We start from the raw sequence: 23,965 nt of genomic DNA, 5'->3' as shown, positions 1-23,965 counted from the left end.
AATTATGTACGGACTACTTATTTCTATTGGTGTATTACTCCTGATTCTGGTGATCTGGATGGTTTACAGGATTCAGACCCTGATTTCAGTTGCCAAAGGCTCTGATAAAAAGATAGCAACTACCAGTAATAAAGTGAATGCAATTTTGTTCATGGTATTCCTTATCGGAGCAGGTGTGTTGATGTTTTGGTATTCGTTCAAGGAGTTTGACAACTACCAATTACCGATTGCCTCTGAACACGGTATCGTTACCGATAGGCTTTTTTGGATTACCACGGCTGTTACTGGCTTTATTTTTATTCTTACCCATATTTTGCTGTTTTGGTTCAGTTATCATTACCAGTACAAAGAGAACAAAAGAGCTGCTTACTATCCCGACAATAATAAGTTGGAGGTAATCTGGACATTGGTTCCTGCCGTAGTACTGACAGTTTTGGTCGTGTCGGGATGGAAAGCCTGGTCTGATATTACCAGTCCAGCGCCGGAAAATGCGCATGTGGTAGAAATTATGGGATATCAATTTGCATGGGATATTCGATATCCCGGTGCCGACAATCAGCTAGGTGATTATGACTATCGCCTTACTACAGCTACAAATTCTAGAGGCATCGACTTTACCGATAAAAATTCATTTGATGATTTCGCATCTCAAACGGTTGTGATTCCAAAGGGAGAGCCCGTTTTGTTTAAGATAAGAGCAAGGGATGTGTTGCATTCGGTTTTTGCACCGCACATGCGATTGAAAATGGATGCCGTCCCTGGTATGCCAACGCGCTTTTGGTTTGTACCCAATAAAACAACGGCTGAGATGAGGCAGGAGCTAGGAGACGAAGAATTTGACTTTGAAATTGCCTGTACGGAGGTATGTGGAAATGGTCACTTTTCAATGAGAAAGGTGATAGAAGTAGTGGAGCCGGAAGAATACAGGAAATGGATGGCTGAACAGGAACCATTTATCAAAAGGAATCCCGAGTTGGTTGCTGATTTGCCTGCTGAGTTAAAGGAGCTGGCGGATATCTATATAAACGAAGAATAATATTAATTGATAAATTATACATAACATGGCAGTAGCAAACGTTTCAGCGCATGATGTTTCCAATCACGACCATCATGACCATGAGCACAAAGATAACTTCATAACGAAGTACATATTCTCCACTGACCATAAAATGATTGCCAAACAATACCTTATCTCGGGGATGTTCTGGGCATTTATTGGAGGTTTGTTGTCAGTGCTATTCAGACTGCAGCTTGGTTTTCCGGATATGGACTTGTCTTTCCTAAGACCTATATTGGGAGGTTGGATTGATGCTAGCGGCAAATTGGATCCCAATTTCTATCTTGCGCTGGTCACCATGCATGGTACCATTATGGTATTCTTTGTTTTGACGGCAGGATTGAGTGGAACGTTCTCCAATTTTCTGATTCCGTTGCAGATTGGCGCAAGAGACATGGCCTCCGGGTTTATGAATATGCTTTCCTACTGGTTCTTCTTTATTTCAGGAGTCATCATGTTCGCGTCCTTGTTTCTTGAAAAAGGACCCGCCGCTGGTGGATGGGTGGTTTACCCTCCGCTGTCTGCTTTGGAACAGGCTATACCAGGTTCCGGCCTGGGTATGACCTTGTGGCTGATCGCTATGACCTTTTTTATCGCCTCTTCCTTGATGGGGGGTATTAATTATATTACTACTGTAATTAACCTCAGGACTAAAGGCATGTCTTTTTCCAGACTTCCGCTTACAATCTGGGCGTTTTTCCTGACAGCAGTAATTGGCTTGTTATCTTTCCCGGTTTTATTCTCTGCCGCCTTGTTATTGGTGTTTGACCGAAGTTTCGGTACGAGTTTCTACCTTTCTGATATTTACATTGGAGGGGAAGCACTTCCCAATACGGGGGGTAGTGCCGTATTGTACCAGCACTTGTTCTGGTTTTTGGGTCACCCCGAAGTGTACATTGTGTTATTGCCCGCCTTGGGCATTACCTCTGAAGTGATAGCCACTAACTCCAGAAAACCAATCTTTGGATATAAGGCCATGATTATCTCCATGTTGGGGATTACCATTCTATCCTTTGTAGTATGGGCGCATCATATGTTTGTGTCCGGAATGAATCCATTCCTTGGCTCCATCTTTATGTTCCTGACACTAATTATTGCTGTTCCTTCGGCTGTGAAAGTATTTAATTACCTGACGACATTATGGAGAGGTAATCTTCGCTTTACTCCGGGAATGCTGTTTTCAATTGGATTGGTGTCTTTCTTTATATCGGGAGGATTGACAGGTATTTTCCTGGGTAATTCGGCTATTGATATCCAATTGCACGACACCTATTTTGTGGTGGCCCATTTTCACCTGGTGATGGGCGCTGCTTCGTTCTTTGGAATGATGGCGGGTGTTTATCACTGGTTTCCGAAGATGTTTGGTAGAATGATGGATGAGAAATTGGGACACGTTCATTTTTGGTTAACCTTTGTAGGTGTGTATATGGTTTTCTTTCCCATGCACTACATTGGTATTGCTGGATTTCCAAGAAGGTATTACAGCTGGACAAATTTCTCCTTTACTGACATGTATACTGATTTGAACATGTTTGTTTCAGTTGCCTCAATTATCACCTTTGTGGCCCAATTCATATTTATTTTCAATTTCTTCTACAGCATGTACAAGGGAAGAAAGGCTTCTCTCAACCCATGGCAATCCAATACGCTGGAATGGACCACACCGCTTCATCCGAAACATGGAAACTGGCCGGGAGAAATTCCTTCGGTTTACCGATGGCCTTATGATTACAGTAAGCCTGGAGCAAAAGAAGATTTTATCCCGCAAACAGTTCCGTTATCCGCTACTCCGGAATCAAACTTGCCACATGAAAATAAACTGGTACAGTTAGAGAAAGAGATTATGGCGGAAGAAGGTGACGTGCTGGTAGCCAATGAAACAAAAGAATCTTAATAAGGTCCACAGCTTCCGTAGGATCAGTCTGATCACTACGGTGGCTGTGTTCTTTCTTATTCTTGTAGGTGGGATTGTCCGAAGTACAGGAGCGGGAATGGGATGTCCCGACTGGCCTAAGTGTTTTGGGAGTTGGATACCGCCTACTTCAGTGGATCAGCTTCCGGTAAATTACGCTGAAATCTACCTTCAGAAAAGGGTTGAAAAAAATGAACGGTTTGTTTCTTTATTGAATGGTCTGGGATTTTCGTCATTGGCACGACAGATAGAAGAAGATAAGTCTATTTTATCCCACGAACCCTTTAATGCCACTAAAACCTGGATAGAGTATGTCAATAGGTTGATTGGCGTAGCCATAGGGCTTCTAATCATACTGACATTCGTCCAATCTATCCGCTTGCGTAAACTGGATTATAAGATTACGTTTTTGTCGCTACTTGCATTGATTGCGGTGGTGTTTCAAGGATGGTTAGGTTCTATCGTGGTTTCTACCAATTTGTTGCAGTGGATGATCAGCCTGCACATGATTGTTGCATTATTGCTAGTTTGTCTCCTTTTGTATATTTATTTCCGTTCCGGAAATTTGGTTTCGGTGGCTAAAGGAGAACATCGCACAATCTTTGGCGAAAGGAAATGGGTTAGAGGCTGGTTAGGAATCGGGATGGTGCTCATGTTTGTGCAGATTGTATTGGGAACGCAGGTAAGGGAACACATAGATGTAATTGCTAGTGAGTTTGGATACCAGAATAGGGGCTTGTGGATTTCCGAATTGGGAACCACCTTCTATATTCACCGATCCTTTTCATTATTATTGATTGGTTTACACATTTACTTGTTTTATAAGGTAAGTTCGTCAGGAGAAAGGAAAGTGGGATTGGTGAAACGATTTAAATGGCTGGTAGGACTGATGATTGTGGTAGTTGTTTCAGGGGTTGTGATGGCATATTTAGGTATTCCGGCGTTTGTTCAGCCGCTTCATTTATTGCTTGGATCCTTGATAATTGGATTTCAATATTATATTTGGTTGGAACTGGGAGTGGTAACCTATCACTCCGAAGAGAAAGTTTTGGTATGAGTACAATTGATATATCTGAAAAATTGATTTTGGAGGCCTGGAAAGTTCGTTTTCGGGCTTATATGGATTTGCTGAAAGTCAGGCTTTCGGCATTGGTGACTTTCTCTGCTGTTTTTGGTTTTATTTTAGGCCATTCCGGGCAGGTATTTTCCTGGATTACATTTTTTGGGTTGATTGCCGGAGGTTTTTTGGTTAGTGGGGCTTCAGGTGCTGCGAATGAGATTATGGAAAGGGAGTATGATAAGCTCATGAAAAGGACTCAGAACCGTCCGCTTCCCCTGCATTTAATTTCGGTAAGAGAGGCGTATTGGTTTACCATAGTAGCTGCTTTGTTAGGAATACTTTTACTGGCTTTTTTCACCAATTGGCTTACCACCGGATTAGGTGTTTTAAGTATGGTTCTGTACGTGTTTGTGTATACGCCGTTAAAAAGGGTAGGGCCGATTGCAGTATTAGTTGGGGCTATTCCCGGTGCCATGCCTCCGCTTTTAGGCTGGGCTGCCGCTACAGGGGGGATTTCTTATGAAGCTCTGATCATATTTGGGATTCAGTTTGTCTGGCAGTTTCCGCACTTCTGGGCTATTGCCTGGGTAAGTGATGAGGATTACAAAAAAGCAGGTTTCAAATTGTTGCCGTCAGGAGGTCAAAAGGATTTAAATACAGCCATACAAATCATGATTTACACTCTGTTTTTACTGCCACTTGGATTATTGCCCACCTATTTCGGGTTTACAGGTTTGAATTCAGGGATTGTTGCGACGATTTGCGGTGTATTGTTTTTGGCACAGACATTTTCACTAATGAAAGATTGCTCCCGCAAATCGGCCTTGAAAATAATGTTTGGTTCATTTCTTTACTTGCCAATCGTACAAATAGCTTATTTATTGGATAAAATTTAGTAGGAATGGAAGAGAGATTAGCGTTTGTAGAAGGTGCGGAACAGCCCTTATCCATGCACCCGAAGAAATTTGCCTTGTGGCTTTTCATTGTAAGTGTGGTGATGGTTTTTGCTGGCATGACCAGTGCATATATTGTTCGTCAGTCGGAAGGTAATTGGTTGGAATTTGATTTGCCGAATGTGTTTTGGTACACTTCGGGGATTATCGTCCTGAGTAGCTTGAGTATCCACTGGTCCTACCTGGCTGCAAAAAAGGATGATTTTAATTCTTTAAAATTAGGATTGCTAATCACTGCGTTGTTAGGTATTTCTTTTTTGATAGGGCAATGGTATAGCTGGGAGGCCTTGGTGGGACAGGATGTGTATTTTGTCGGTAATCCTGCGGGGTCATTTATGTATGTTTTTACGGGATTGCATGCATTCCATCTCATTAGCGGTGTGATTTTTCTAATTATTGTATTAATTTCGTCCCTAAGAAATAAAATTCATTCTCAAAATCTGGCCCAGTTGGAAATGTGCGTGACGTATTGGCATTTTCTGGGAGGCCTTTGGTTGTATTTGTTCATGTTTTTGCTATTAAATCATTAAAATTTAAGTTAACTTATCGATTATGTCTTCGACTGCTATTGAAATCCAATCCAAAAGAGGCGTTTGGGGTGGAGGAAACGAACCATTGAAAGCTAGCTACGGCAAGCTGATGATGTGGTTCTTCCTGTTATCAGATATTTTTACCTTTACTGCCTTCCTGATTACCTATGGAGCGATACGGGTGAGCTATCCTGCCTATGGTGGCGAAGTGGCTGATTTCGTAAGTTCTAATGAGTACTGGCCTATTCCAGAAATGATTTTTGATGCCATTCCATTTGTTCATGGCGTACATTTACCATTGGTTTTCGTAGGTTTGATGACCTTCATTCTGATATTGAGCTCGGTCACTATGGTACTAGCTGTTGAAGCAGGACACCGGAATGATAAGAAGGACGTGGTAAAGTGGATGCTTTGGACGTTACTCGGAGGGATCACGTTTCTTAGCTGTCAGGCATGGGAATGGTCACACTTTATCCACGGAACCGATGAAGGGGCCATGCTTACCTATGTGAACTCAATGGGTAATGTGGTCAGCGAAACCGTCTATGGTGCCAACCTATTGGTTAATGAATACGGCCCGGCTCCCTTTGCTCAGTTGTTTTTCTTTATTACCGGGTTTCATGGGTTTCACGTTACCATCGGCGTTTTTCTCCTATTCCTGGCCTTCTACCAGGCGGCCGTTGGAGTGTATGAGGATAGAGGGCATTATGAAATGATTGAAAAAATTGGTTTGTATTGGCACTTCGTTGATTTAGTTTGGGTGTTTGTATTTACCTTTTTCTACCTGATATAAAACAATAATCGCTTAGTTGAATTATGGCACAAGAAAATAAAAACGGGTTGGAAGTAATTCCCAGAGACTCGGCAAAAATTAGAAAAATTTGGATGACAGCGTTGATTTTACTGGCGGTCACCGCAGTAGAGTTTTTGCTCGCTTTCACGATGGAAAGAGGAATGGTTTTATACATTATTTTTATCGTATTGACCATTGTCAAAGCTAAATACATCATGATGGAATTCATGCACCTTGGTGACGAAGTGAAACCGTTGTTTTATTCCATAATTGTTCCGTTAATTTTTCTCGTTTGGCTTATAATTGCTCTTTTCAGGGAAGGAACAGATATCTTTTTGATGCGCTGGTAGTGAGGGAATAAGATTGTACATCAATGAATGGTTGGAGTGGAATCTTCAACCATTTTTTTTGTTATGAGATAGTATGAAAATGTTACGCTTTCTTCAGATCATGGTATTGATCTGTGTCTTGATGATCCCGGTGTTGATTATTCTGTTTTTAAGAGGTTTTTCTTCTAACGAATACACCATCCCAATCCTGTACGAACAGGGAGTAGAGGATCCCTATCAGCAATGTGATTACGGAGGTAATACCGGGCAGCATTATATTCCCGAATTTGAATTGACCGATCATCTGAATAGAGGAATTCAGCGGGAGGACATGCGGGGTAAAATCACTATTGTGGATTTCTTTTTTACCAGTTGCCCCAGTATTTGCCCGGTAATGTCCTCCGAGATGGAGCGGGTCCAGGATGCCTTTCGTAAGGAAGATAAAGTGCAAATTTTTTCTATTAGCATTGATCCCACGTATGATACGGCCGAGGTACTTGCGGATTACGCAGAAAGGCATCGGGCCGAAAAAGACAAATGGTTTTTCCTTACAGGTAATAAAGAACAGATCTATGACTTGGCCCGATGTGGTTTTGTTTTGCCAACAATAGACGGGCAGTCGGTTCCGGATGACTTCATTCATAGCGATAAATTTGTTTTAGTAGACGAATTGGGCCGGATCAGGGGATATTATAGCGGAACTGAAAGAGAAAGCGTGGATCGGTTAGTATTAGAAACAAAAATATTGTTATACGATGGAAACAAAAATTGAAGGAAATAGCAGCGGTAGCAGCATGTCTCGGTGGATTACGTTCATTTCCGTTTTAGTGCCAATTCTAGTGGCCGTACTTCTCTTTATGCCATCCAAAATTGATACGGGACAAGATTGGGTTTATTTTTTACCCCATCTGAATGCCGTTATCAATTCAGCAGCTACCATTGCCTTGTTGCTTGGGTTGTTCTTCATCAAGCAAGGAGAAAAGGTATTGCATAAAGCGTCCATGACCACGGCATTCATGTTGGGCGCGCTGTTTCTGGTTAGCTATGTGATTTACCATGCTTCTGCGGAAAGCACTTCTTTTGGTGGAGAGGGTTGGATCAGGGGGCTCTACTATTTCCTATTGATTACGCATATAATCTTAGCTGCTGTAGCGCTGTTTCCCATCTTATGGGCTTATTATTACGGATATACTGGTCAGTATGGCAAGCACCGGGCGGTGGTAAAATATGCCTTTCCTATATGGCTTTATGTTACCGTAACCGGTGTGATTGTCTATTTGTTGATCAGTCCCTATTATTCGCATTGATTTCTTACCTTTAAATCAAGAACTTTGTTGGTGAAATTACCGTTATTTATATGATGAGAACCGGTGTAAAATATCTTTTGGCCTTTTTGTTGATGTTGGTTTTGACATTGCCACAGGTTATGGCCCAATGTGCCATGTGTCGGGCCACTATAGAAAATAACGTAAGCAATGGTGATACCACAGTGGGGGCTGGCTTGAATTTGGGTATTCTTTATTTATTTCTTGCCCCGTACCTTCTATTATCTATTATTGGTTTTTTTTGGTATAAGAAGGCAAGAAGAAAGAAAAAACTAACCTATTAACACCGAAAGTTATTCCAGCTATTTTAGAATGCTTCTAAAGCATATTGCACTGATTTTTTTCTGGCGGGTGGTTTTTTTGAAATATAGAACAGATTTTGCTTGGTAGCTCCTAGCTTTACTGATTGCCCAAATCGCGATGCTAAAAAAAAGAAGGATACTATTAGTAGTTTTTATTTTCCTGTTAGGGATCGTTTTATCCCTGAATTTTTTTCTCTGGAGCGATAAAGATCAGGATGCGACCCTTTATACTTCCCGGCTGGAAGCCCAAATGGCCGAAGTAATACAGGATTTTGACGAAGATTATATTCAACTCATATCAGCCAATCCGCCCAATGATGAGCTTTCTTTTTCCTCTCTTAATATTTCTCACCATCATCCCTTTTATATTTTTACAGAAGGAGGAGCGCTTCAGTATTGGTCGGATATAGAAATGGTACCCCGTTTTGAGAGTCTGAATTTCTCAAAAAAGTACCAGTTGATAGACAATGAACGGGGGATTTATTTCGCCAAACTCTGGCATTTTAATCGAAATAATAAGGGATACTGGCTACTCCATGTATATCCGCTGGTACATAAATTGAACATTGAGAATGAATACCTTCCAGGAGGATTTAATGAGCAAACCTTCGGTAATGACCGGTTTGTTCTTTCTAATAAGCCTAAGGAAGGGTACCAACAGGTTTATGTCGAAGATGAATACCTGTTCTCTATTTTTTTTCGGGTTGGATACGATATGGCTAGCAAGTCCACTAACCACACCCTGCTGGTTTTCTTCTTTTCCCTTTTGGGGCTCGTATTAATTATTGGTGGGGACTTTGTCTATACGCTCTGGACCAAAGGGCAAAAGGTTATTGCTACTTTTTATACTTTTTTGATTTTAGGTTGCATTCGGATATTGATGCTCGCATTTAATTTTCCAAATGATTTTTTCCAAGCAGGCATTTTTGACCCCAGTCTTTATGCGTCTTCCAAACTCAATCCGAGCCTGGGAGATTTGCTGCTAAATGTGATTTGCTACCTGGTCGTTTTGAGTATGGTGATTGCGATATTGGGTAGCAAACGGGTGCTTTTTCGATTTATTCAGTTCAGAAAAAAGTATGCCTACGGAATCCAACTACTGGCGGCATACCTCCTTTCTACCTTTCTGATGTGTCTTTTTTTCTTTCTTTATGTAAACATCGTTGAAAATGCACAGTGGAACCTGAATATTGCCGCCATTCCGACATTTGATTACCTGAAGGCCATAAGCCTTTTCGTCGTCTTTCTGGGAGGAGCCGCTTACCTGTTATTCTCCATCATCGGGTTGAATATGGTATTGTACAAACGTTCAGACCCGGTGTTTTTTCCGTTAAAAGTATTGGTGCTTTTCGCTTTCCCACTGATCGTACTGTTATTTTTTGTAAATTTTATTTGGTTGGTGTCTTTCCTGGCCCATTTGATTTTGTTAATCGCTATTGTCACTTTTCGGTTATATAACAAGATTTTTAAATTGGAATTTAACACCTTTCTGACATTCTTTTTTGCCTGTTTGGTAGGAGCGATTATTACGAGTACTGCATCTTACCAACACTTCCGGAATGATCAAACCAGATCCAAACAGAAATTTGCCACCACCATCATGCTGGACAGGGATGTGATGGGCGAATTTTTGCTGGAAGAGATCATGAACCGCATTGAGGAGGATTTGTTTATCAAAAACAGGATCTCCGACCCATTACTTTCTAAGGATCTTATTGAAAGAAAACTAAAGAAAATCTACCTATCCGGGTATTTTGACCAGTACAATCAAAAAATATCGGTCTTCAATCAAGTCGGTCAGCCGATTCTGGATGGGGTGGAAAGCCCCAGTCTGGATGAGTACAAGAACAAGTACATGAATAGCGATTATGCGACCCAGGTACACAACCTTTATTATGTGAAAACCACAGAAACCAATACTGGAAACCGACTGGTGGCATTTATTAAAATTCACAGGGGGGATAATTTTCTGGGCACCATTGTCATCGAATTGAATCAACAGCGCCTGGAATCGGGAAAAGCCTTTCCCAAATTATTAATGGATAATAAATATGCCTCCAATTATATTGAAACAAATTTTGACTTTGCAATTTTTGACGAAGGGATTTTAGATTACAGTTCAGGGGTCTATAGCTATCGAAGCTCAGCGATGGATGAAATACTAACGGACCCTGATCTTTTCACCGAAGGGATAATTCAAAACAAATACCATCATTTTGGGGTGAAATACAATGAAAAAGTCATTGTCATATCCTCTCCGCAATATCCTGAAAATTATATTTTGGGTGACATGGCCTTTTTCTTTGTCAGTTACCTGATATTAACCTTAATTACTATTTGCATTTTCCTGGCTTTGACTGGAGTTAATCCAATACGCTTTAATTACGCCACCAAACTACAGTTATATCTTAATTTCGCTTTTTTCATCCCCATGCTGATCATCAGTGTCATAGCCGTGGGGTTTTTGAGTCATTCGTATACCCAAGATTTACACAGACAATACTTTCAAAAGGCAGGGATTATTCGGGATAATTTAGACCGTAACCTGGGAGGAAACCAATTTTCTGGTCTGAATCGGGATGAAATCAACGATGAATTGTATTCCCTTGCAAATGCTACGGATGCGGATATCAATCTTTATTTGCCAAATGGGCTGCTTACGGCCACTAACCAACCTGCTATTTTTGATAAGAAAATTCTGACACGATACCTTCATCCCCGTGCTTATGAAGCAGTGATTGAAAAACAGGAAAACAGGCTACTGCAAACCGAAAACGTTGGAAACATGCAGTTTAAGACGGTGTATCTGGCGTTGAAGAATGGTGAAAATCAACAGTTGCAAGCCATCATTGCCATCCCTTTCTTTGAAGCAGAAGAGGAATTAAACGCCATGATTACTGAAGTGTTTAGTAATATTTTGGTGATTTTTGTGCTTATGTTTTTGATTTTTCTAATCATCTCCTATTTCGTGTCGCGACACCTGACGCACCCTTTTAAATTGCTGACTCAAAAACTGAAAGATACCGACCTGGAAAACAACGAATACATGGTTTGGCCCTCAAAAGATGAAATTGGGATGCTGGTAAACGAATACAATAACATGTTGTTTAAATTGGAAGCGAGTAAGAAGGTGTTGGCCTCCAATGAAAAGGAATCTGCATGGCGGGAAATGGCCAAGCAAGTGGCCCATGAAATTAAAAACCCACTTACCCCGATGAAATTGACCTTGCAGCACTTATTGCGCTTGAAAGCGGAAAACAAACTAGATCAAAAAGATGCCTTGGAAAAGCCGATTTTATCCATTATCCACCAGGTGGATACATTAAGTGAAATTGCCAGCTCCTTCTCTACCTTTGCCAAAATGCCGCTTCCCCAAAATCAGGAGCTGGATTTTCGGGCCGTGGTTAACGAATGCGTTTCCTTGTTTTGTACCCGGGAGGACCTGCACCTGGAATTTGATGACGATATTCCGCAGGGCGGTTCGTCTAAAATTATGGGGGATGAAAAGCTCTATGGGCGCGTGATATCCAATCTAATTATTAACGGTATACAAGCAGTACCTGAGGGGAAAAAGCCAGTGATCCAGATCCGTCTTAGATACGAAAAGGAAGGAATGATCCAGTTAGCCATTAAAGATAATGGAAAAGGTATAGACGACGACTTGAAAGAAAAGGTATTTCTTCCCAATTTTAGTACTAAAAGCGATGGATCCGGTCTGGGTCTGGCCATTGCCAAACGTGGCGTGGAGACGGCAGGAGGAAAAATCTGGTTCAGAACTTCAAAGAACTCAGGCACTGTATTTTACTTGCTTTTTCCCCTTATCGGATAAGAGCTCAATTTATCCATCGGAATTTGTTACTTTAGTGGCCGGTAATCGTCAGTGTTATGGGGTTGGTGAAGTTTTTTTTAGCTGTGTTAACGGTGTTTTTTGGGATAGCTGCGATGGCCCAATCCCCACAGGAAACCTGCAAGTGGATTAAACCAAATAGGAATTCCGGCGAAATCATATTGGATTCCATGAGCGTTCGTCCCTTGACCATCCGGGTTGTTGATCCTGGGGGAAAACCAATACCCTACAACTACCAAATCCAGACGGGGAAAATTAATTTTGGAAACGGCAATGAATCGTTGCCCGATTCCCTGTTAGTTTGTTACGATCCGCTGCCTTTTTCATTTCACAAAACGTATCAAAACCGCTCGCTGGCCAACGATTACGATTCCCTGGCCTATTTCAAAGACAGCCCCCCGGATAAAAAACCCATTATGGATTTTAAAGAGGAAGTATTTTCCTCCAATAAGCTCAATCAATCTGGTAGCCTTAGCAGAGGGATATCGTTTGGAAACACCCAAAACGTCTTTGTCAATTCAGCCCTGAATCTTCAGATGGACGGAGAACTGACGGACAATTTACAAATCCGGGCTAGTATTACGGATCAGAATGTCCCTTTTCAGCCGGAGGGAAACACCCAGCAGATTCAGGATTTTGATAATGTGCTGATAGAGCTTTACAATGAGCAATTCAGCCTCGCTGGTGGAGATGTCATCTTGAAGCAGCGGAAGTCGGAATTCCTACGGTATTATAAAAATGTGCAGGGACTTCAGTTTAGCACTGACTATGAGCTGGGGCCCAATTGGAAGGCATCCACGCAGACCGGGGCTGCCATAGCTAAAGGCAAATTTGCTTCGGTGATTCTCGATGTTTTGGAGGGGGTTTCCGGTCCCTATCGCGTGAGAGGGCCCGGTAATGAGCGCTTTGTAATCATCATGGCCAACTCTGAAAAAGTGTTTTTGGATGGTAAACAGCTTAGAAGAGGGTTCAATAACGATTACACCATTGATTACAATCAGGGGGAAATTACGTTTACACCGGATGTTTTGATTACACAGTATTCCAGGGTTCGGGTGGACTTTGAATATTCGGAAAGAAACTTTTCCAGATCCATATTAACAGCCAATCATCAGCAGCAAAATGAAAATGTATTGGTATATTTTAATTATTACAGGGAAAAAGATGATCGGAACCGCCCTCTTTTCATGGAGTTTTCTGATGCCGACAAGGGGCTGCTGGCAACGGCAGGGGACGATCTTTCCGCTGCTACCATTCCCCGGATCGATAGTATTCCTTTTGACCCTAATCGTGTTTTATATAAAAAAGTGATCGAAGTAAATGAGAGCGGAGATCCTTTTAGCTATTATGCCTATAGTACCGATCCGGACGAAGCTTTTTTTGCCATTGGGTTTTCTGAAACTGGTGTGGGAAACGGGCATTACCGAAGAGAAAAGCAATTGGCAAACGGCATCGTTTACGAGTTTGTTCCCCCAGTGAATGGGGTCCCGCAGGGTAATTTTTCGATCCGCAGTCCCTTGCCTGCCCCCAACCAAAAACAAATGGTAACTGCCGGAACAGAAATACGACTGGGCGAGTACGAAAAAGTTTTTTCAGAAGTAGCCCTGTCCAACCAGGATGAAAACCTCTTTTCTCCACTGGATAACGATGATAATAAAGGATACGGCCTGAAGGCGGGATTGATTTCTGAGGGAAGATTGGTTTCTTCCCTGAAAGGTTATCGGTTTAACGGACAAACGATCGTGGAATACAATTCTACCCATTTTTCCTTTATCGATCGGTTGCGGTATATTGAGTTTGACAGAGACTGGGGGCTTAGGTCCGAGGAGAATCCTCCCGATGCATCCGAAAAACTCTTTCAGGCAAAAGTAGAGCTGGCGAAAGACGCGAACAACCGGATCGCCTACAGCCTGGATCTCCGTGAGCGGAGGGGTGTGTTATCAGGAATGCAGCAAAAAGCTGAATTTTACCATAGTTTCAAAAACAGGTGGTTCCTCATTAATGACTTTTTTCGGCTGAGAAGTGATGTTCGATCCCTAAACTCAGATTGGTTGCGTTATCAGGGTGAACTGAAGTACCGCTCCCGTTTTTTGGTGCCGGGCTACCGATTCCAGATTGATCGCAACGAGGTTTCGAGTCCTCAAAACGAACAGGTAATCCGAACGGCGATGAATTTTAAGGAACATGAGGTATCCCTGCATACGAATGACAGTTTGAAATTTCATGCCTATGCTACAGCGAGTGTACGGGAAGATAAAGCCGTTAGCGAGGGTGAGTTGGTTCCGGATACCCGGGCTTTTGTGAATGCCTACGGGCTGAGAGGAACCTTTGGTGCGCACACGCTCAAAGGTTCATTTACCTATCGGGAGTTGGCTTTTCTGAACAGGAAGCAGCAAGAGGAAACCACCGTAATGGGAAAGCTGGATTACCGGAGTTCCTTATTTGACCAGAATCTGAATAACGAATTTATCTACGCGCTGGGAAATGGACGGGAATTGAGAAGGGAATTTGTATTTCTACCTGTGCCTACCGGCGAAGGAACCCACACCTGGCGGGATGATAATGAAGACGGTGTGCAGCAGTTAAATGAGTTTTACCTGGCCATCAACCCGGAAGAAAAAAATTATATCAAACTGTTTGTACCCACCGATGAATACGTTCAGGCATATACCACATTATTTAATTACCGGCTGAATGCGAAATTTCCTTCCGATTGGAAAGAGGAAGGACGATTGAAAAAATGGCTGTCCCGTTTTTCAAATCAAACCAACTGGAATGTGGAAAAGAAGATCACTTCCAGGGATTTTTACCAACGCATCAGTCCTTTACTAGCCAATGCTAACGATACTTCTTTGATATCACTGCGCCAGACTTTCCGTTCTTCTCTGTTTTTTAATCGGTCCTCTGCAGTTTATGGTTTGGATGTGTCCTTTTTCAATTCCCATCAAAAGCAGTTGCTTACCGGAGGATTTGAGGAATTTTCCCAGGATGATTGGCGGGTAAATGCCAGGTATTCGTTAAATTCCCAATGGAATCTGCTGATGTATTGGAACCGGGGTTTCAGAAATTCGGCCTCGGATTTTCTAGATAACCGCGATTACACCATTTACCAGCATACAATGGGGCCAGAAATTAACTTACAGCCCTCTCCTGCGTTCAGGGCGTCTTTCAAATACCGGATGACAAGCAAGGAAAACCTCGCCAATGTGGAATTTGAGGAAAAAGCCAGGATTCATGAAGGCACCTTTAATATCCGGATAGCAAAGGCCATTAAAACCACCCTTAATGCGCAGGTGGCCTACACCTACATCGACTACAACGGGAAGGTAAACAGCCCGACCGGATACGAAATGCTGCAAGCCCTTACTCCGGGAAACAATACCGTATGGAGCATTAATTGGCTTCAAAAAATTGGAGAAGGGCTTCAATTAAATACGATTTATGAAGGAAGAAATTCTCAGGGACTCGAACGATTGGTGCATACCGGTCGCATGCAGGTCTCAGCCTTATTCTGATTAGGCATAGCGCGGGAAAAAATGTAACTTTGTATCGATTATTTGGTTGTCATACTAATAATTAAAACACAAACTAATGTCAAAAAGTATTTTGGTTACGGGTGGTACCAAGGGGATTGGGAAGGCCATTATCCATCGATTTGCAACCGAAGGCTTTACCATATTTACTTGTAGCAGGAACAGCAGCGAACTGAATGCCTTGAAGGAGCAGGTCGAAGGCCTTTACCCGAAAGCCGAAGTGAATGTGATGGAAGCCGATTTATCCCAAAAGGATGAGGCCAAGGCATTTGCTGCCTTCGTAAAAAAATCCACGGTTCCCGATGTTTTGGTCAATAATACCGGTATTTTTATTCCCGGAAGCCTTCACGAGGAGCCAGAAGAGAACTTCGAGAAAACGATGCATACGAATTTATTCAGCACTTACTATCTTACAAGAGCCTTTACGGATGAGTTTATTAAGCGAAAAAGCGGGCACATTTTCTCCATCGGTAGCATCGCGGGCCTCACGGCTTATGCCAATGGCGGAAGCTATGCGGTTTCCAAATGGGCCATGCTGGGATTTACCAAATGTTTGCGCCAGGAGCTCATGCCTCATGGAATTCGGGTAACTTCCGTTTTGCCTGGAGCTACGTATACGGCGAGTTGGGAAGGGGTGGATTTGCCCGAGGATCGGTTTATAAAAGCCAGTGACGTGGCAGAAGCAGTGTGGTCTGCCTATAACCTTTCTCCCCGTTCTGTTGTTGAAGAGATAGTGATCCGGCCACAATTAGGTGATATATAATTATGGAACTGAAAACCATCGAAGAAAAGAACAGCTATTGCAATAGCCTTACCGATTATTCCAGAAGGAAAACCATCCCTGTAAAAGTGGGTGATCTGATTATCGGAGGGGATAATCCCATCGTAGTTCAATCCATGACCACGGTGGATACCATGGATACAAAAGGATCCATCGAGCAATCCATTCGAATGATCGAAAGTGGCTGCGAATTGGTGAGAATCACTGCTCCCAGTATCAAAGAAGCAGAAAACCTAAGAAAAATTAAAGAAGGACTCAGAAAGCGGGGTTACCGTACCCCGATAGTGGCAGACATCCATTTTACCCCAAATGCCGCGGAAGTTGCCGCCCAAATCGTGGAAAAAGTTCGGGTAAATCCAGGTAATTATGCCGACAAAAAGAAATTTGAAACGCTGGAATATACCGATATCACCTACCAGGCCGAACTGGATCGGATTCGGGAGCGGTTTCTGCCCTTGGTGAAAATCTGCAAGGCTAATGGTACTGCCATGCGTATCGGAACTAATCACGGTTCCCTCTCGGATCGAATTATGAGTCGCTACGGGGATACACCGTTAGGTATGGTGGAGTCAGCACTTGAATTTTTACGGATTTGTGAGGATGAAAATTACCATGACATTGTCATTTCCATGAAATCCTCCAATACCCAGGTAATGGTTCAGGCTTACCGCCTGCTGGTTCAAAAGCTGGACGAGGGAGGATTTAAACCCTACCCGCTACATTTGGGAGTCACCGAAGCGGGAGATGGAGAAGATGGACGGGTAAAATCAGCGGTCGGCATTGGTGCCTTGCTGGAAGACGGACTTGGAGATACGGTTCGGGTTTCCCTTACCGAGGATCCGGAGTTTGAGTCCCCGGTAGTCAAAACACTGATCGATCGGTACACACATCGCCCCGAAAAATCAGGCATTCCAAGGCTGGATTCGTATCCCTTGGATCCTTTTAGCTATACCAAAAGAAAAACAGTAGAGGTGGGGAATTTTGGAAGTGGAAATGTGCCCAGGGTAATTACCGATATTTCTAAGGTGAATCTCTTGGAGCCCAAAGAGCTGAAAGGTACCGGCCATTTCTATTTGCCGGAACCGGATAAATGGAAAATGAACGACCAGGGCTGTGATTACCTGTATTCGGGCACCTCTCCAGTCCCCTTTATGCTTCCTAACGGGGTAAAAGAAATTATTGATCACGGCGTCTGGAAATCTCATTCGGACAGAAAAAACAGTTGTCCGGCCATCTCGCTTGATACCCTGAAATCCAGTCAGGAGCTTCACCCCAGTGTAAATTTCCTTTTTTTACCCTGTGAGCATGTGGAGGAAGCAATACCCCTGCTTTCAGATGAAATGCCGGTGGTCGTTGTTTTGTCTACGGATAAAATCCATCAAATGCAGGCGTTGAGACGGGCCTTCGTGTCGCTGATAGAGGCAGGTATTCAGCTGCCCGTGGTGCCCAAGGTAAGCTACACGGATGAAGACACCGAAAAAACAATGCTTTTTGCAGCTACGGATGTGGGGGGCTTGCTAATTGACGGTCTTGGTGATGGCATCATGATCGGGCTGGATCGATTGAAAATAGGACAGCGGCAAGTCTTGCTGGATCAGATTAAATTGCACAATTCCGTCAGTTTTGGTGTTCTCCAGGCAGCCAGAACGCGAATGTCCAAAACCGAATACATTTCTTGCCCCTCTTGCGGGCGAACCTTGTTTGATCTGCAGGAAACGACGGCATTGATTCGGAAAAGAACCGACCACCTAAAAGGTGTCAAAATAGGGATAATGGGTTGCATTGTGAACGGTCCCGGGGAGATGGCGGATGCAGATTACGGCTACGTAGGATCCGGAAAAGGTAAGATCACGTTATATAAGGGTAAAGAAGTTGTCAAACGCTCCGTCCCCTCCGAAAGGGCAGTAGATGAGCTGATAGAAATCATCCGGCAGGATGGACAATGGATTGAACCGGAAACCAGCGACCTCCATCATTAACTACTAAAACCAATAAAATCATGTCCAATAAGTTAAAGGAGTTCTTTGAGGTAGGAGAGGTAGGAAACTATTTCATCCGGGTTTTTAAAAAGCCGGATCCCAACAAGAAAAGCAATTTCAATCTGCGCATGATGCATGGCATCAACAAAATATCCATTGTGGTATTTCTCGCTGCGCTTATTTTCTGGATTTTCAAAAGGATCATGTATTAATGAAAATTGATTTTTTCAGAAGCTATTGTCTCAAGAAGAAAGGCACTACTGAATCCACTCCTTTTGATGAAAACACCCTTTGTTTTCAAGTGGGGGGTAAAATTTTTGCGATCATCGATATCGAGTTGTTTGAAAGTGCAAATCTGAAATGCGATCCGGAAAGAGCAGTGCTACTCCGGGAGCAATACGAAGGGATTCAGCCCGGCTATCACATGAATAAAAAACATTGGAACACCGTTTCCTTTGACGGGTCCATTGCTGACCCCCTAATTTTGGAATTGGTAGATCATTCGTATGAGCTTGTCTATGCGGGCCTTCCCAAAAAGATAAGAGAACTACTTTCCCGATGACATTTTTGAGCATCAATGGCTTGGGCAAAACCTACCCTGGAGAAGTGCATGCCTTGCAGGATGTAACTCTTGAGATAGGTAAAGGAGAACGCTGGGCTATTATTGGTTCCAGCGGCAGTGGAAAAAGCACTCTGCTAAGGTTAATTGCGGGATTGGAAGTTCAGGATACGGGTGAGGTGCACCTGGACGGAGAAAAGATATTAAATTCCCAGGAAAAGCTGGTAGCCGGCTACGATGCCATACAATTGGTAAAACAAGACAATGGGCTCTTCCCTCATTCCACTGTAGCTGAAAATATCACCCGTCCCCTATTACAATACGATAAAGAGTACGCCAGGGAAAGACTGGACAATCTATTGAAGCTGTTTGGCCTGGAAAGAAAGCGGGAAGCTTACCCACGGCAATTGTCCGGAGGAGAACAGCAAAAAGTAGCCATCGCACGCGCCATGAGCCTGGAGCCGGAGGTATTATTGCTGGACGAGCCGTTTAACTCCCTGGACAGTATGCAAAAAAGAGATTTGCTAGACGAACTCAACCTAATTTTTCAGGAATTGGAGCTTACCTTACTGATGGTAACTCATGATATTCAGGATGCCTTATTGCTCACGGAGAAGCTTTGTGTGTTTTCCAGCGGGGGAAAGCTGGTCACCAAGGGAAAAATCAGCGACATTCATCAGGATCCGAAGTCCGCCTACGTTGCAGGTTTTTTTGGGCCACTGAATGCCCTACCAGGGAAAGAAAGCCAATTCCTTCGTCCTGCAGACATTCAGTTGAAAAAAGGAATTGGAAAATTAACCGGAAAAGTACTGATGAACCGGTACTTTCCGGAATTTGATTTACTAAGCATTCAAATCGATGGAGCGGAGCAAGCATGGCAGGTAGCCTTTCCGGAGCGGGGTCTCTCGAAGGGAGATACGGTTCAGTTGACTTGGAATGAAGCCCGGGAGCTTCATTTACCTGAATAAACTAGACCATAAAGCCTTCTTCCCGTTCTTTGCCCGTTGCTTCCCGTACTTCAAAGACTTCCCCTTCAAAATGCAGGTTCATGCCGGTTAGCGGATGATTAAAATCCAACAGCAACTCTTCTCCCAGGTCTTTTACGATTTTAGCCTGCATGGGATACCCGTCTTCATCTACTAGCGGAAGGAAATTTCCCTCCTGCAGCATCTCCTCTTGAAATCCTCTTTCGGTGTTAAACTGCTCTTTGGGAACCGACACGATCAACTCATCGTCCGCTTTTCCATAGGCTTCGGCTACTTCCAGCACAAATTGAAAGGTATCTCCGATGGTTTTTTCTTTTAATTTTTTTTCGAAAGCTTCGGGCAGGCCACTGTTGCCAAAAAGAAAGTAAAACGGATCCGTTTCATCTCTTACCTCCACGCTAAAGGGAGGATCCTCAGAAGCATCATTGGTCACTTTTAATTCGTAAGTAAGCCCTACGACGGTATTTTCATTGATTTTCATACGCATAATTTAAGGGTGCAAAGGTAAGGTATATTGAGCGGAATTAAAATCTATCTCTGCCAACAGGAAAGCCCGGACAAGTTTTTCCAAATGTTTTGCTTATTTTAAGCGTTAATTTTACCTTTAATCCATCCAACACATCCAAATAGCCTATGAAGCAGGTAGCTTTTACCATGAAATTGATTCCGGGAAACGAAGCGGAGTACGAACGGAGACATCGGGAGATCTGGCCGGAATTGGCTTCCCTTTTGCGGGAAGCAGGGATAGCGGAATACCATATTTTTCTCGACCAAAGCAGTCACACCCTTTTTGCTTTCCAAAATTTGAAAGAAGAGAAATCCAAGCCCGACAGCCTTCCGGAAAATGCTATTATGCGCAGGTGGTGGGCCTATATGGCCGATCTGATGGAAACCAACGAAGACCTATCCCCAAAAGTCCAGCCTCTCCAAAAGGTCTTTAGTTTATAAGATGTAAGCGAACCCACTCACTTATGATGAACCGATACAAAACGTTACGATTTAGCCTTTTTTCTCTGGTTTTTTTGGCTTTTCTAATTAGCCTTTCTGGCTGTAGGCAGGAAGAATCGTTTACGCCAATCTTAAAGGCTGGAGAATGGCCGGAAGTGACCCGCAGCTCAAAACCCTGGACACGATGGTGGTGGATGGGCAATGCCTTGGATAAAGAAAACCTGACTGGCTTGCTTCAAGCTTATGAAGCGGCTGGTCTGGGTGGGTTGGAAATTGCCCCGATTTATGGGGCGAAAGGGTTTGAAGATCGTTTTTTAACCTATCTTTCTCCGGAGTGGAAGGAGATGCTTCACCATACAGTGGCTACAGCGGATAGCCTAAACATGGGCATAGACCTGACGCAGGGAACGGGTTGGCCCTTTGGCGGACCGATGGTCAATCCGGAAATGGCTGCCCAGCGAATGGTGATGCAACAGCATACCTATTCTGAGGAAGAAGGATTGGACAGGCCCATCCTACTAGAAAACACCCGCGCGACCCGATTTGAGTACGGGCTGCACACGGTAATGGCTTTTAGCGAAAATGAGACTCCGGTAAACCTTACCAGCCAAATTGACGATTCCGGAAACTTATCCTGGAATGCTTCCGGAAATTGGGACCTGGTGGCGGTATTCAAGGCACAAACTGGTCAGATGGTCAAAAGAGCGGCACCTGGAGGGCAGGGCTTTACCCTGGACCATTATTCCAAAGAATCCGTCAAGAATTACCTCTCGCATTTTGAAGAAGCCTTCAAGGAAAATTTTCCCGGGATAAGGGCGTTTTATAACGATAGTTTTGAAGTGTATGGGGCTGATTTTACGGAGAATTTTTTTCAGTATTTTCTGGAAAAGAGAGGATACGACCTGCGGAATCATTTGCCGGAATTACTGACTGAGGAATCGAATGAATTCAGTAGCCGGTTAAAATCCGATTACCGGGAGACAATTAACGACATGCTTTTGGAGAACTTCACCGGTCAATGGACCGATTGGGCTAATAGCCATGGCAAACTAACTAAAAATCAGGCGCACGGTTCACCCGGAAACCTACTGGACCTGTATGCGCGGGTAGACATTCCCGAGGGTGAAACCTTTGGTTCCAGCTATTTTCCCATTCCTGGTATTCGGAGAGATAGTGCTGATATCCGGAACGTAGATCCGGATCCTATCATGCTTAAGTTTGCCTCTTCTGCTGCTCATTTGACCGGAAATAACCTGGTTTCCACCGAAACCTTTACCTGGTTGGGAGAGCATTTTAAGTCTGCTTTCTCCCAGGCAAAGCCCGAGTTGGAGCAAGCCTTTCTGGCGGGAATCAACCATATGTTTTACCATGGTGTAACCTACTCTCCGCAGGAGGTGGATTTTCCCGGGTGGTTGTTTTATGCTTCGTTAAACCTGAATACCCATAACAGCCTCTGGCCGCATTTTAAGGGTTTCAATAGTTATATACAGCGGGTTCAGTCGGTGTTGCAATCCGGAACGCCCGATAACGAGCTGCTCATGTACTGGCCGGTGTACGATGTGTGGGCAGATCCGGAAGGCTTATCCAAGATGTTGACCGTACATGGTATTGATGAGTGGTTGCATCCCACTCCTTTCTACAAAGGCTCTAAGATGTTGATGGAAAATGGATTCGGTTTGGATTTTGTGTCTGATGCCTTGATTCAGAATTTACAGGTTTCAGATGGTCAACTTTTATCAGCCAATGGAAAGTATAGGTCTCAGGTTTTGGTGGTGCCAAAGCTTACGTATATGCCCGTAACTACTCTGGAAAGCATCCTATCTTTGGCAGAAGAAGGGGCAAAAGTAGTTTTTCAGCAGGTCCCAACAGATGTTCCCGGTTTTAAGGATTTCACTTCCAGAAGGGCATCGTTGGATTCATTATGGGAGACGTTAACATTTGAAGCAACTGCCGCTGCAAAAATAGCAAAACTCGGAAGCGGACAGGTAATCCTATCGGAAAACCTGCTTCAAGCAATGGAATTGGCAGGAATAGAAAGAGAAATGCTCGTGGATGAAGGGCTTCAATATATTCGCCGAAACCTTAATGGGGAGCGGTACTATTACCTGGTCAACCATTCAGCTTCTGCAGTGAATACCCATATTCCACTTAAACACGAAGGGAATGCGGCGGTACTTATGGATCCCGAACAGGGAAAGGTAGGGCTGGCTCAAAGTAGAGTGGAAAATGGGGAATTTGCAGTGAGGATATATCTTGAACCGGGGAAATCCCTGGTTATTCATTTGCTGCAGCAAGGTGTCGAAGACATACCTGAATGGAAATACAGCCATTCTGACCCTGAACTTAAACCGGTAAATGGTCCCTGGATACTAACCTTTAAAGCAGGCGGTCCCACACTTCCGGAGTCGCAGCAACTGGAAGAAATTCAGCCCTGGACCAGCTTGCAGGATGAAGAAGTCCTGCATTTTTCGGGGCAGGCCTTATACGAAACCAATTTTGAACTCAGCCTGATTCAAGGGGCAAAATACGTACTGAACTTGGGTAAGGTATTGGAAAGTGCGCGAGTATGGATCAACGAACAGGAAGTAGGGTTTGCTTTTGGCATACCGTATAAGCTGGACGTCAGCGAACACCTTCAAAATGGGACCAATGAAATCAGGATAGAGGTAGCCAATCTCATGGCCAACCGCATCCGTTACCTGGATCAGCAGGGGATTACCTGGCGAAATTACCATGAAATCAATTTTGTAAACATCGATTACGGTCCCTTTGATGCCTCCGGTTGGGGGGTCATGCCTTCCGGACTTGTTGGTCCGGTCAGCATCGAAATTCACCCTTGATAGAAATAGTAGTTGTATGGATTACCAAATTCAATTAAATAAGATGAAATTGAGCCCACCTGCGACAGACAGGCATGACAATATCGACACACAGTGGGATGATTATAACGCATGCGAGATTCTCCCGATTTAGTATCGGGACAGGCTATCCCGACCTTCGGTGCGGGACAAGTTATGAACGCTGAAAAAAATTATAAACAGATTAAATATTACTATTGAGGAATATTTAAT

At 43.5% G+C, this 23,965-nt stretch carries 19 protein-coding genes; 18 read left to right on the top strand and 1 reads right to left on the bottom strand.

The genetic code is table 11. The features are described 5' to 3' along the window. Nucleotides 1–4: 4 nt before the first annotated feature. The 16 genes from GKS34_RS06940 to GKS34_RS06865 all read left to right on the top strand — a co-directional run bounded on the left by GKS34_RS06940 (nt 5) and on the right by GKS34_RS06865 (nt 19,928). Nucleotides 5–1,036: a cytochrome c oxidase subunit II gene (locus tag GKS34_RS06940; protein ID WP_163384079.1), complete on the top strand. Its 1,032-nt coding sequence runs from the start codon at nt 5–7 to the stop codon at nt 1,034–1,036. A 25-nt stretch (nt 1,037–1,061) separates the two neighbouring features. Then, on the top strand, nt 1,062–2,951 hold the full coding sequence (locus GKS34_RS06935; RefSeq protein ID WP_163384078.1) for a cytochrome c oxidase subunit I: 1,890 nt from the start codon (nt 1,062–1,064) through the stop codon (nt 2,949–2,951). Then, nucleotides 2,932–4,026 (top strand): COX15/CtaA family protein, encoded by a 1,095-nt coding sequence (locus GKS34_RS06930; RefSeq protein WP_163384077.1) that lies wholly within the window; start codon nt 2,932–2,934, stop codon nt 4,024–4,026. Before GKS34_RS06935 ends, GKS34_RS06930 begins: the two co-directional genes overlap by 20 nt. Next, a complete protein-coding gene (gene cyoE, locus GKS34_RS06925) occupies nt 4,023–4,925 on the top strand; it encodes a heme o synthase (RefSeq protein WP_163384076.1) in 903 nt (300 codons plus the stop codon). Before GKS34_RS06930 ends, cyoE begins: the two co-directional genes overlap by 4 nt. 5 nt (nt 4,926–4,930) lie before the next feature. Next, entirely contained in the window at nt 4,931–5,512 is a 582-nt protein-coding gene (locus GKS34_RS06920) for a cytochrome c oxidase subunit 3 (RefSeq protein ID WP_163384075.1), read from the top strand. Between the two features lie 22 nt (nt 5,513–5,534). Beyond that, nucleotides 5,535–6,305 (top strand): cytochrome c oxidase subunit 3, encoded by a 771-nt coding sequence (locus tag GKS34_RS06915; RefSeq protein ID WP_163384074.1) that lies wholly within the window; start codon nt 5,535–5,537, stop codon nt 6,303–6,305. A 23-nt stretch (nt 6,306–6,328) separates the two neighbouring features. After that, nucleotides 6,329–6,655 carry a cytochrome C oxidase subunit IV family protein gene (locus GKS34_RS06910; RefSeq protein ID WP_435380115.1) on the top strand — a complete coding sequence of 109 codons (327 nt, stop codon included), beginning with the start codon at nt 6,329–6,331 and terminating at the stop codon, nt 6,653–6,655. Nucleotides 6,656–6,728: 73 nt separating this feature from the next. Continuing rightward, nucleotides 6,729–7,406 carry an SCO family protein gene (locus GKS34_RS06905; RefSeq protein WP_163384073.1) on the top strand — a complete coding sequence of 226 codons (678 nt, stop codon included), beginning with the start codon at nt 6,729–6,731 and terminating at the stop codon, nt 7,404–7,406. Further along, nucleotides 7,390–7,941, top strand: a complete 552-nt coding sequence (locus GKS34_RS06900) for a DUF420 domain-containing protein (RefSeq protein WP_163384072.1) — start codon at nt 7,390–7,392, stop codon at nt 7,939–7,941. Before GKS34_RS06905 ends, GKS34_RS06900 begins: the two co-directional genes overlap by 17 nt. A gap of 438 nt (nt 7,942–8,379) precedes the next feature. Further along, on the top strand, nt 8,380–12,090 hold the full coding sequence (locus GKS34_RS06895) for a sensor histidine kinase (RefSeq protein WP_163384071.1): 3,711 nt from the start codon (nt 8,380–8,382) through the stop codon (nt 12,088–12,090). 56 nt (nt 12,091–12,146) lie between these two features. Beyond that, the gene (locus GKS34_RS06890) at nt 12,147–15,623 is read left to right on the top strand and encodes a DUF8818 domain-containing protein (RefSeq protein WP_163384070.1); all 3,477 of its coding nucleotides are present in this window, start codon (nt 12,147–12,149) and stop codon (nt 15,621–15,623) included. Nucleotides 15,624–15,699: 76 nt separating this feature from the next. Then, entirely contained in the window at nt 15,700–16,404 is a 705-nt protein-coding gene (locus tag GKS34_RS06885) for an SDR family oxidoreductase (protein ID WP_163384069.1), read from the top strand. 2 nt (nt 16,405–16,406) lie between these two features. Continuing rightward, nucleotides 16,407–18,401 carry a (E)-4-hydroxy-3-methylbut-2-enyl-diphosphate synthase gene (ispG, locus tag GKS34_RS06880; RefSeq protein ID WP_163384068.1) on the top strand — a complete coding sequence of 665 codons (1,995 nt, stop codon included), beginning with the start codon at nt 16,407–16,409 and terminating at the stop codon, nt 18,399–18,401. Between the two features lie 20 nt (nt 18,402–18,421). Then, nucleotides 18,422–18,613, top strand: coding sequence for a DUF6728 family protein (locus GKS34_RS06875; protein ID WP_394351321.1), 192 nt, complete (start codon nt 18,422–18,424; stop codon nt 18,611–18,613). Beyond that, nucleotides 18,613–18,963 (top strand): MmcQ/YjbR family DNA-binding protein, encoded by a 351-nt coding sequence (locus GKS34_RS06870; RefSeq protein WP_163384067.1) that lies wholly within the window; start codon nt 18,613–18,615, stop codon nt 18,961–18,963. Before GKS34_RS06875 ends, GKS34_RS06870 begins: the two co-directional genes overlap by 1 nt. Beyond that, complete coding sequence (locus GKS34_RS06865) at nt 18,960–19,928, top strand: ABC transporter ATP-binding protein (protein ID WP_163384066.1); 969 nt, start codon at nt 18,960–18,962, stop codon at nt 19,926–19,928. The genes GKS34_RS06870 and GKS34_RS06865 overlap by 4 nt, the downstream gene beginning before the upstream one ends. 1 nt (nt 19,929) lies before the next feature. Here GKS34_RS06865 and GKS34_RS06860 read toward each other — a convergent pair whose 3' ends face one another. Next, complete coding sequence (locus tag GKS34_RS06860; RefSeq protein WP_163384065.1) at nt 19,930–20,427, bottom strand: FKBP-type peptidyl-prolyl cis-trans isomerase; 498 nt, start codon at nt 20,425–20,427, stop codon at nt 19,930–19,932. Nucleotides 20,428–20,579: 152 nt separating this feature from the next. Here GKS34_RS06860 and rhaM point away from each other — a divergent pair, with 152 nt between their 5' ends. Both rhaM and GKS34_RS06850 read left to right on the top strand, forming a co-directional pair. After that, nucleotides 20,580–20,894, top strand: a complete 315-nt coding sequence (gene rhaM, locus GKS34_RS06855; protein WP_163384064.1) for an L-rhamnose mutarotase — start codon at nt 20,580–20,582, stop codon at nt 20,892–20,894. Between the two features lie 23 nt (nt 20,895–20,917). Then, a complete protein-coding gene (locus GKS34_RS06850; protein ID WP_240459218.1) occupies nt 20,918–23,734 on the top strand; it encodes a glycosyl hydrolase in 2,817 nt (938 codons plus the stop codon). The last annotated feature ends 231 nt before the right edge of the window (nt 23,735–23,965 follow it).

The sequence above is a fragment of the Cyclobacterium jeungdonense genome, from assembly GCF_010994275.1.
Lineage (GTDB): Bacteria > Bacteroidota > Bacteroidia > Cytophagales > Cyclobacteriaceae > Cyclobacterium > Cyclobacterium jeungdonense.
The sequence above is the reverse complement of the archived record's forward strand: the minus strand, read 5'-3'. Positions and strand labels throughout refer to the sequence as shown.

Excerpts from the sequence above, each read along its gene's own strand:
- rhaM (WP_163384064.1), top strand. The coding sequence starts at position 20,580 with ATGAAGCAGGTAGCTTTTACCATGAAATTGATTCCGGGAAACGAAGCG.
- GKS34_RS06860 (WP_163384065.1), bottom strand. The coding sequence starts at position 20,427 with ATGAAAATCAATGAAAATACCGTCGTAGGGCTTACTTACGAATTAAAA.
- GKS34_RS06930 (WP_163384077.1), top strand. The coding sequence starts at position 2,932 with ATGAAACAAAAGAATCTTAATAAGGTCCACAGCTTCCGTAGGATCAGT.
- GKS34_RS06920 (WP_163384075.1), top strand. The coding sequence starts at position 4,931 with ATGGAAGAGAGATTAGCGTTTGTAGAAGGTGCGGAACAGCCCTTATCC.
- GKS34_RS06850 (WP_240459218.1), top strand. The coding sequence starts at position 20,918 with ATGATGAACCGATACAAAACGTTACGATTTAGCCTTTTTTCTCTGGTT.
- GKS34_RS06890 (WP_163384070.1), top strand. The coding sequence starts at position 12,147 with ATGGGGTTGGTGAAGTTTTTTTTAGCTGTGTTAACGGTGTTTTTTGGG.
- GKS34_RS06895 (WP_163384071.1), top strand. The coding sequence starts at position 8,380 with ATGCTAAAAAAAAGAAGGATACTATTAGTAGTTTTTATTTTCCTGTTA.
- cyoE (WP_163384076.1), top strand. The coding sequence starts at position 4,023 with ATGAGTACAATTGATATATCTGAAAAATTGATTTTGGAGGCCTGGAAA.
- GKS34_RS06900 (WP_163384072.1), top strand. The coding sequence starts at position 7,390 with ATGGAAACAAAAATTGAAGGAAATAGCAGCGGTAGCAGCATGTCTCGG.
- GKS34_RS06915 (WP_163384074.1), top strand. The coding sequence starts at position 5,535 with ATGTCTTCGACTGCTATTGAAATCCAATCCAAAAGAGGCGTTTGGGGT.
- GKS34_RS06935 (WP_163384078.1), top strand. The coding sequence starts at position 1,062 with ATGGCAGTAGCAAACGTTTCAGCGCATGATGTTTCCAATCACGACCAT.
- ispG (WP_163384068.1), top strand. The coding sequence starts at position 16,407 with ATGGAACTGAAAACCATCGAAGAAAAGAACAGCTATTGCAATAGCCTT.
- GKS34_RS06905 (WP_163384073.1), top strand. The coding sequence starts at position 6,729 with ATGAAAATGTTACGCTTTCTTCAGATCATGGTATTGATCTGTGTCTTG.
- GKS34_RS06910 (WP_435380115.1), top strand. The coding sequence starts at position 6,329 with ATGGCACAAGAAAATAAAAACGGGTTGGAAGTAATTCCCAGAGACTCG.
- GKS34_RS06865 (WP_163384066.1), top strand. The coding sequence starts at position 18,960 with ATGACATTTTTGAGCATCAATGGCTTGGGCAAAACCTACCCTGGAGAA.
- GKS34_RS06870 (WP_163384067.1), top strand. The coding sequence starts at position 18,613 with ATGAAAATTGATTTTTTCAGAAGCTATTGTCTCAAGAAGAAAGGCACT.
- GKS34_RS06875 (WP_394351321.1), top strand. The coding sequence starts at position 18,422 with ATGTCCAATAAGTTAAAGGAGTTCTTTGAGGTAGGAGAGGTAGGAAAC.
- GKS34_RS06940 (WP_163384079.1), top strand. The coding sequence starts at position 5 with ATGTACGGACTACTTATTTCTATTGGTGTATTACTCCTGATTCTGGTG.
- GKS34_RS06885 (WP_163384069.1), top strand. The coding sequence starts at position 15,700 with ATGTCAAAAAGTATTTTGGTTACGGGTGGTACCAAGGGGATTGGGAAG.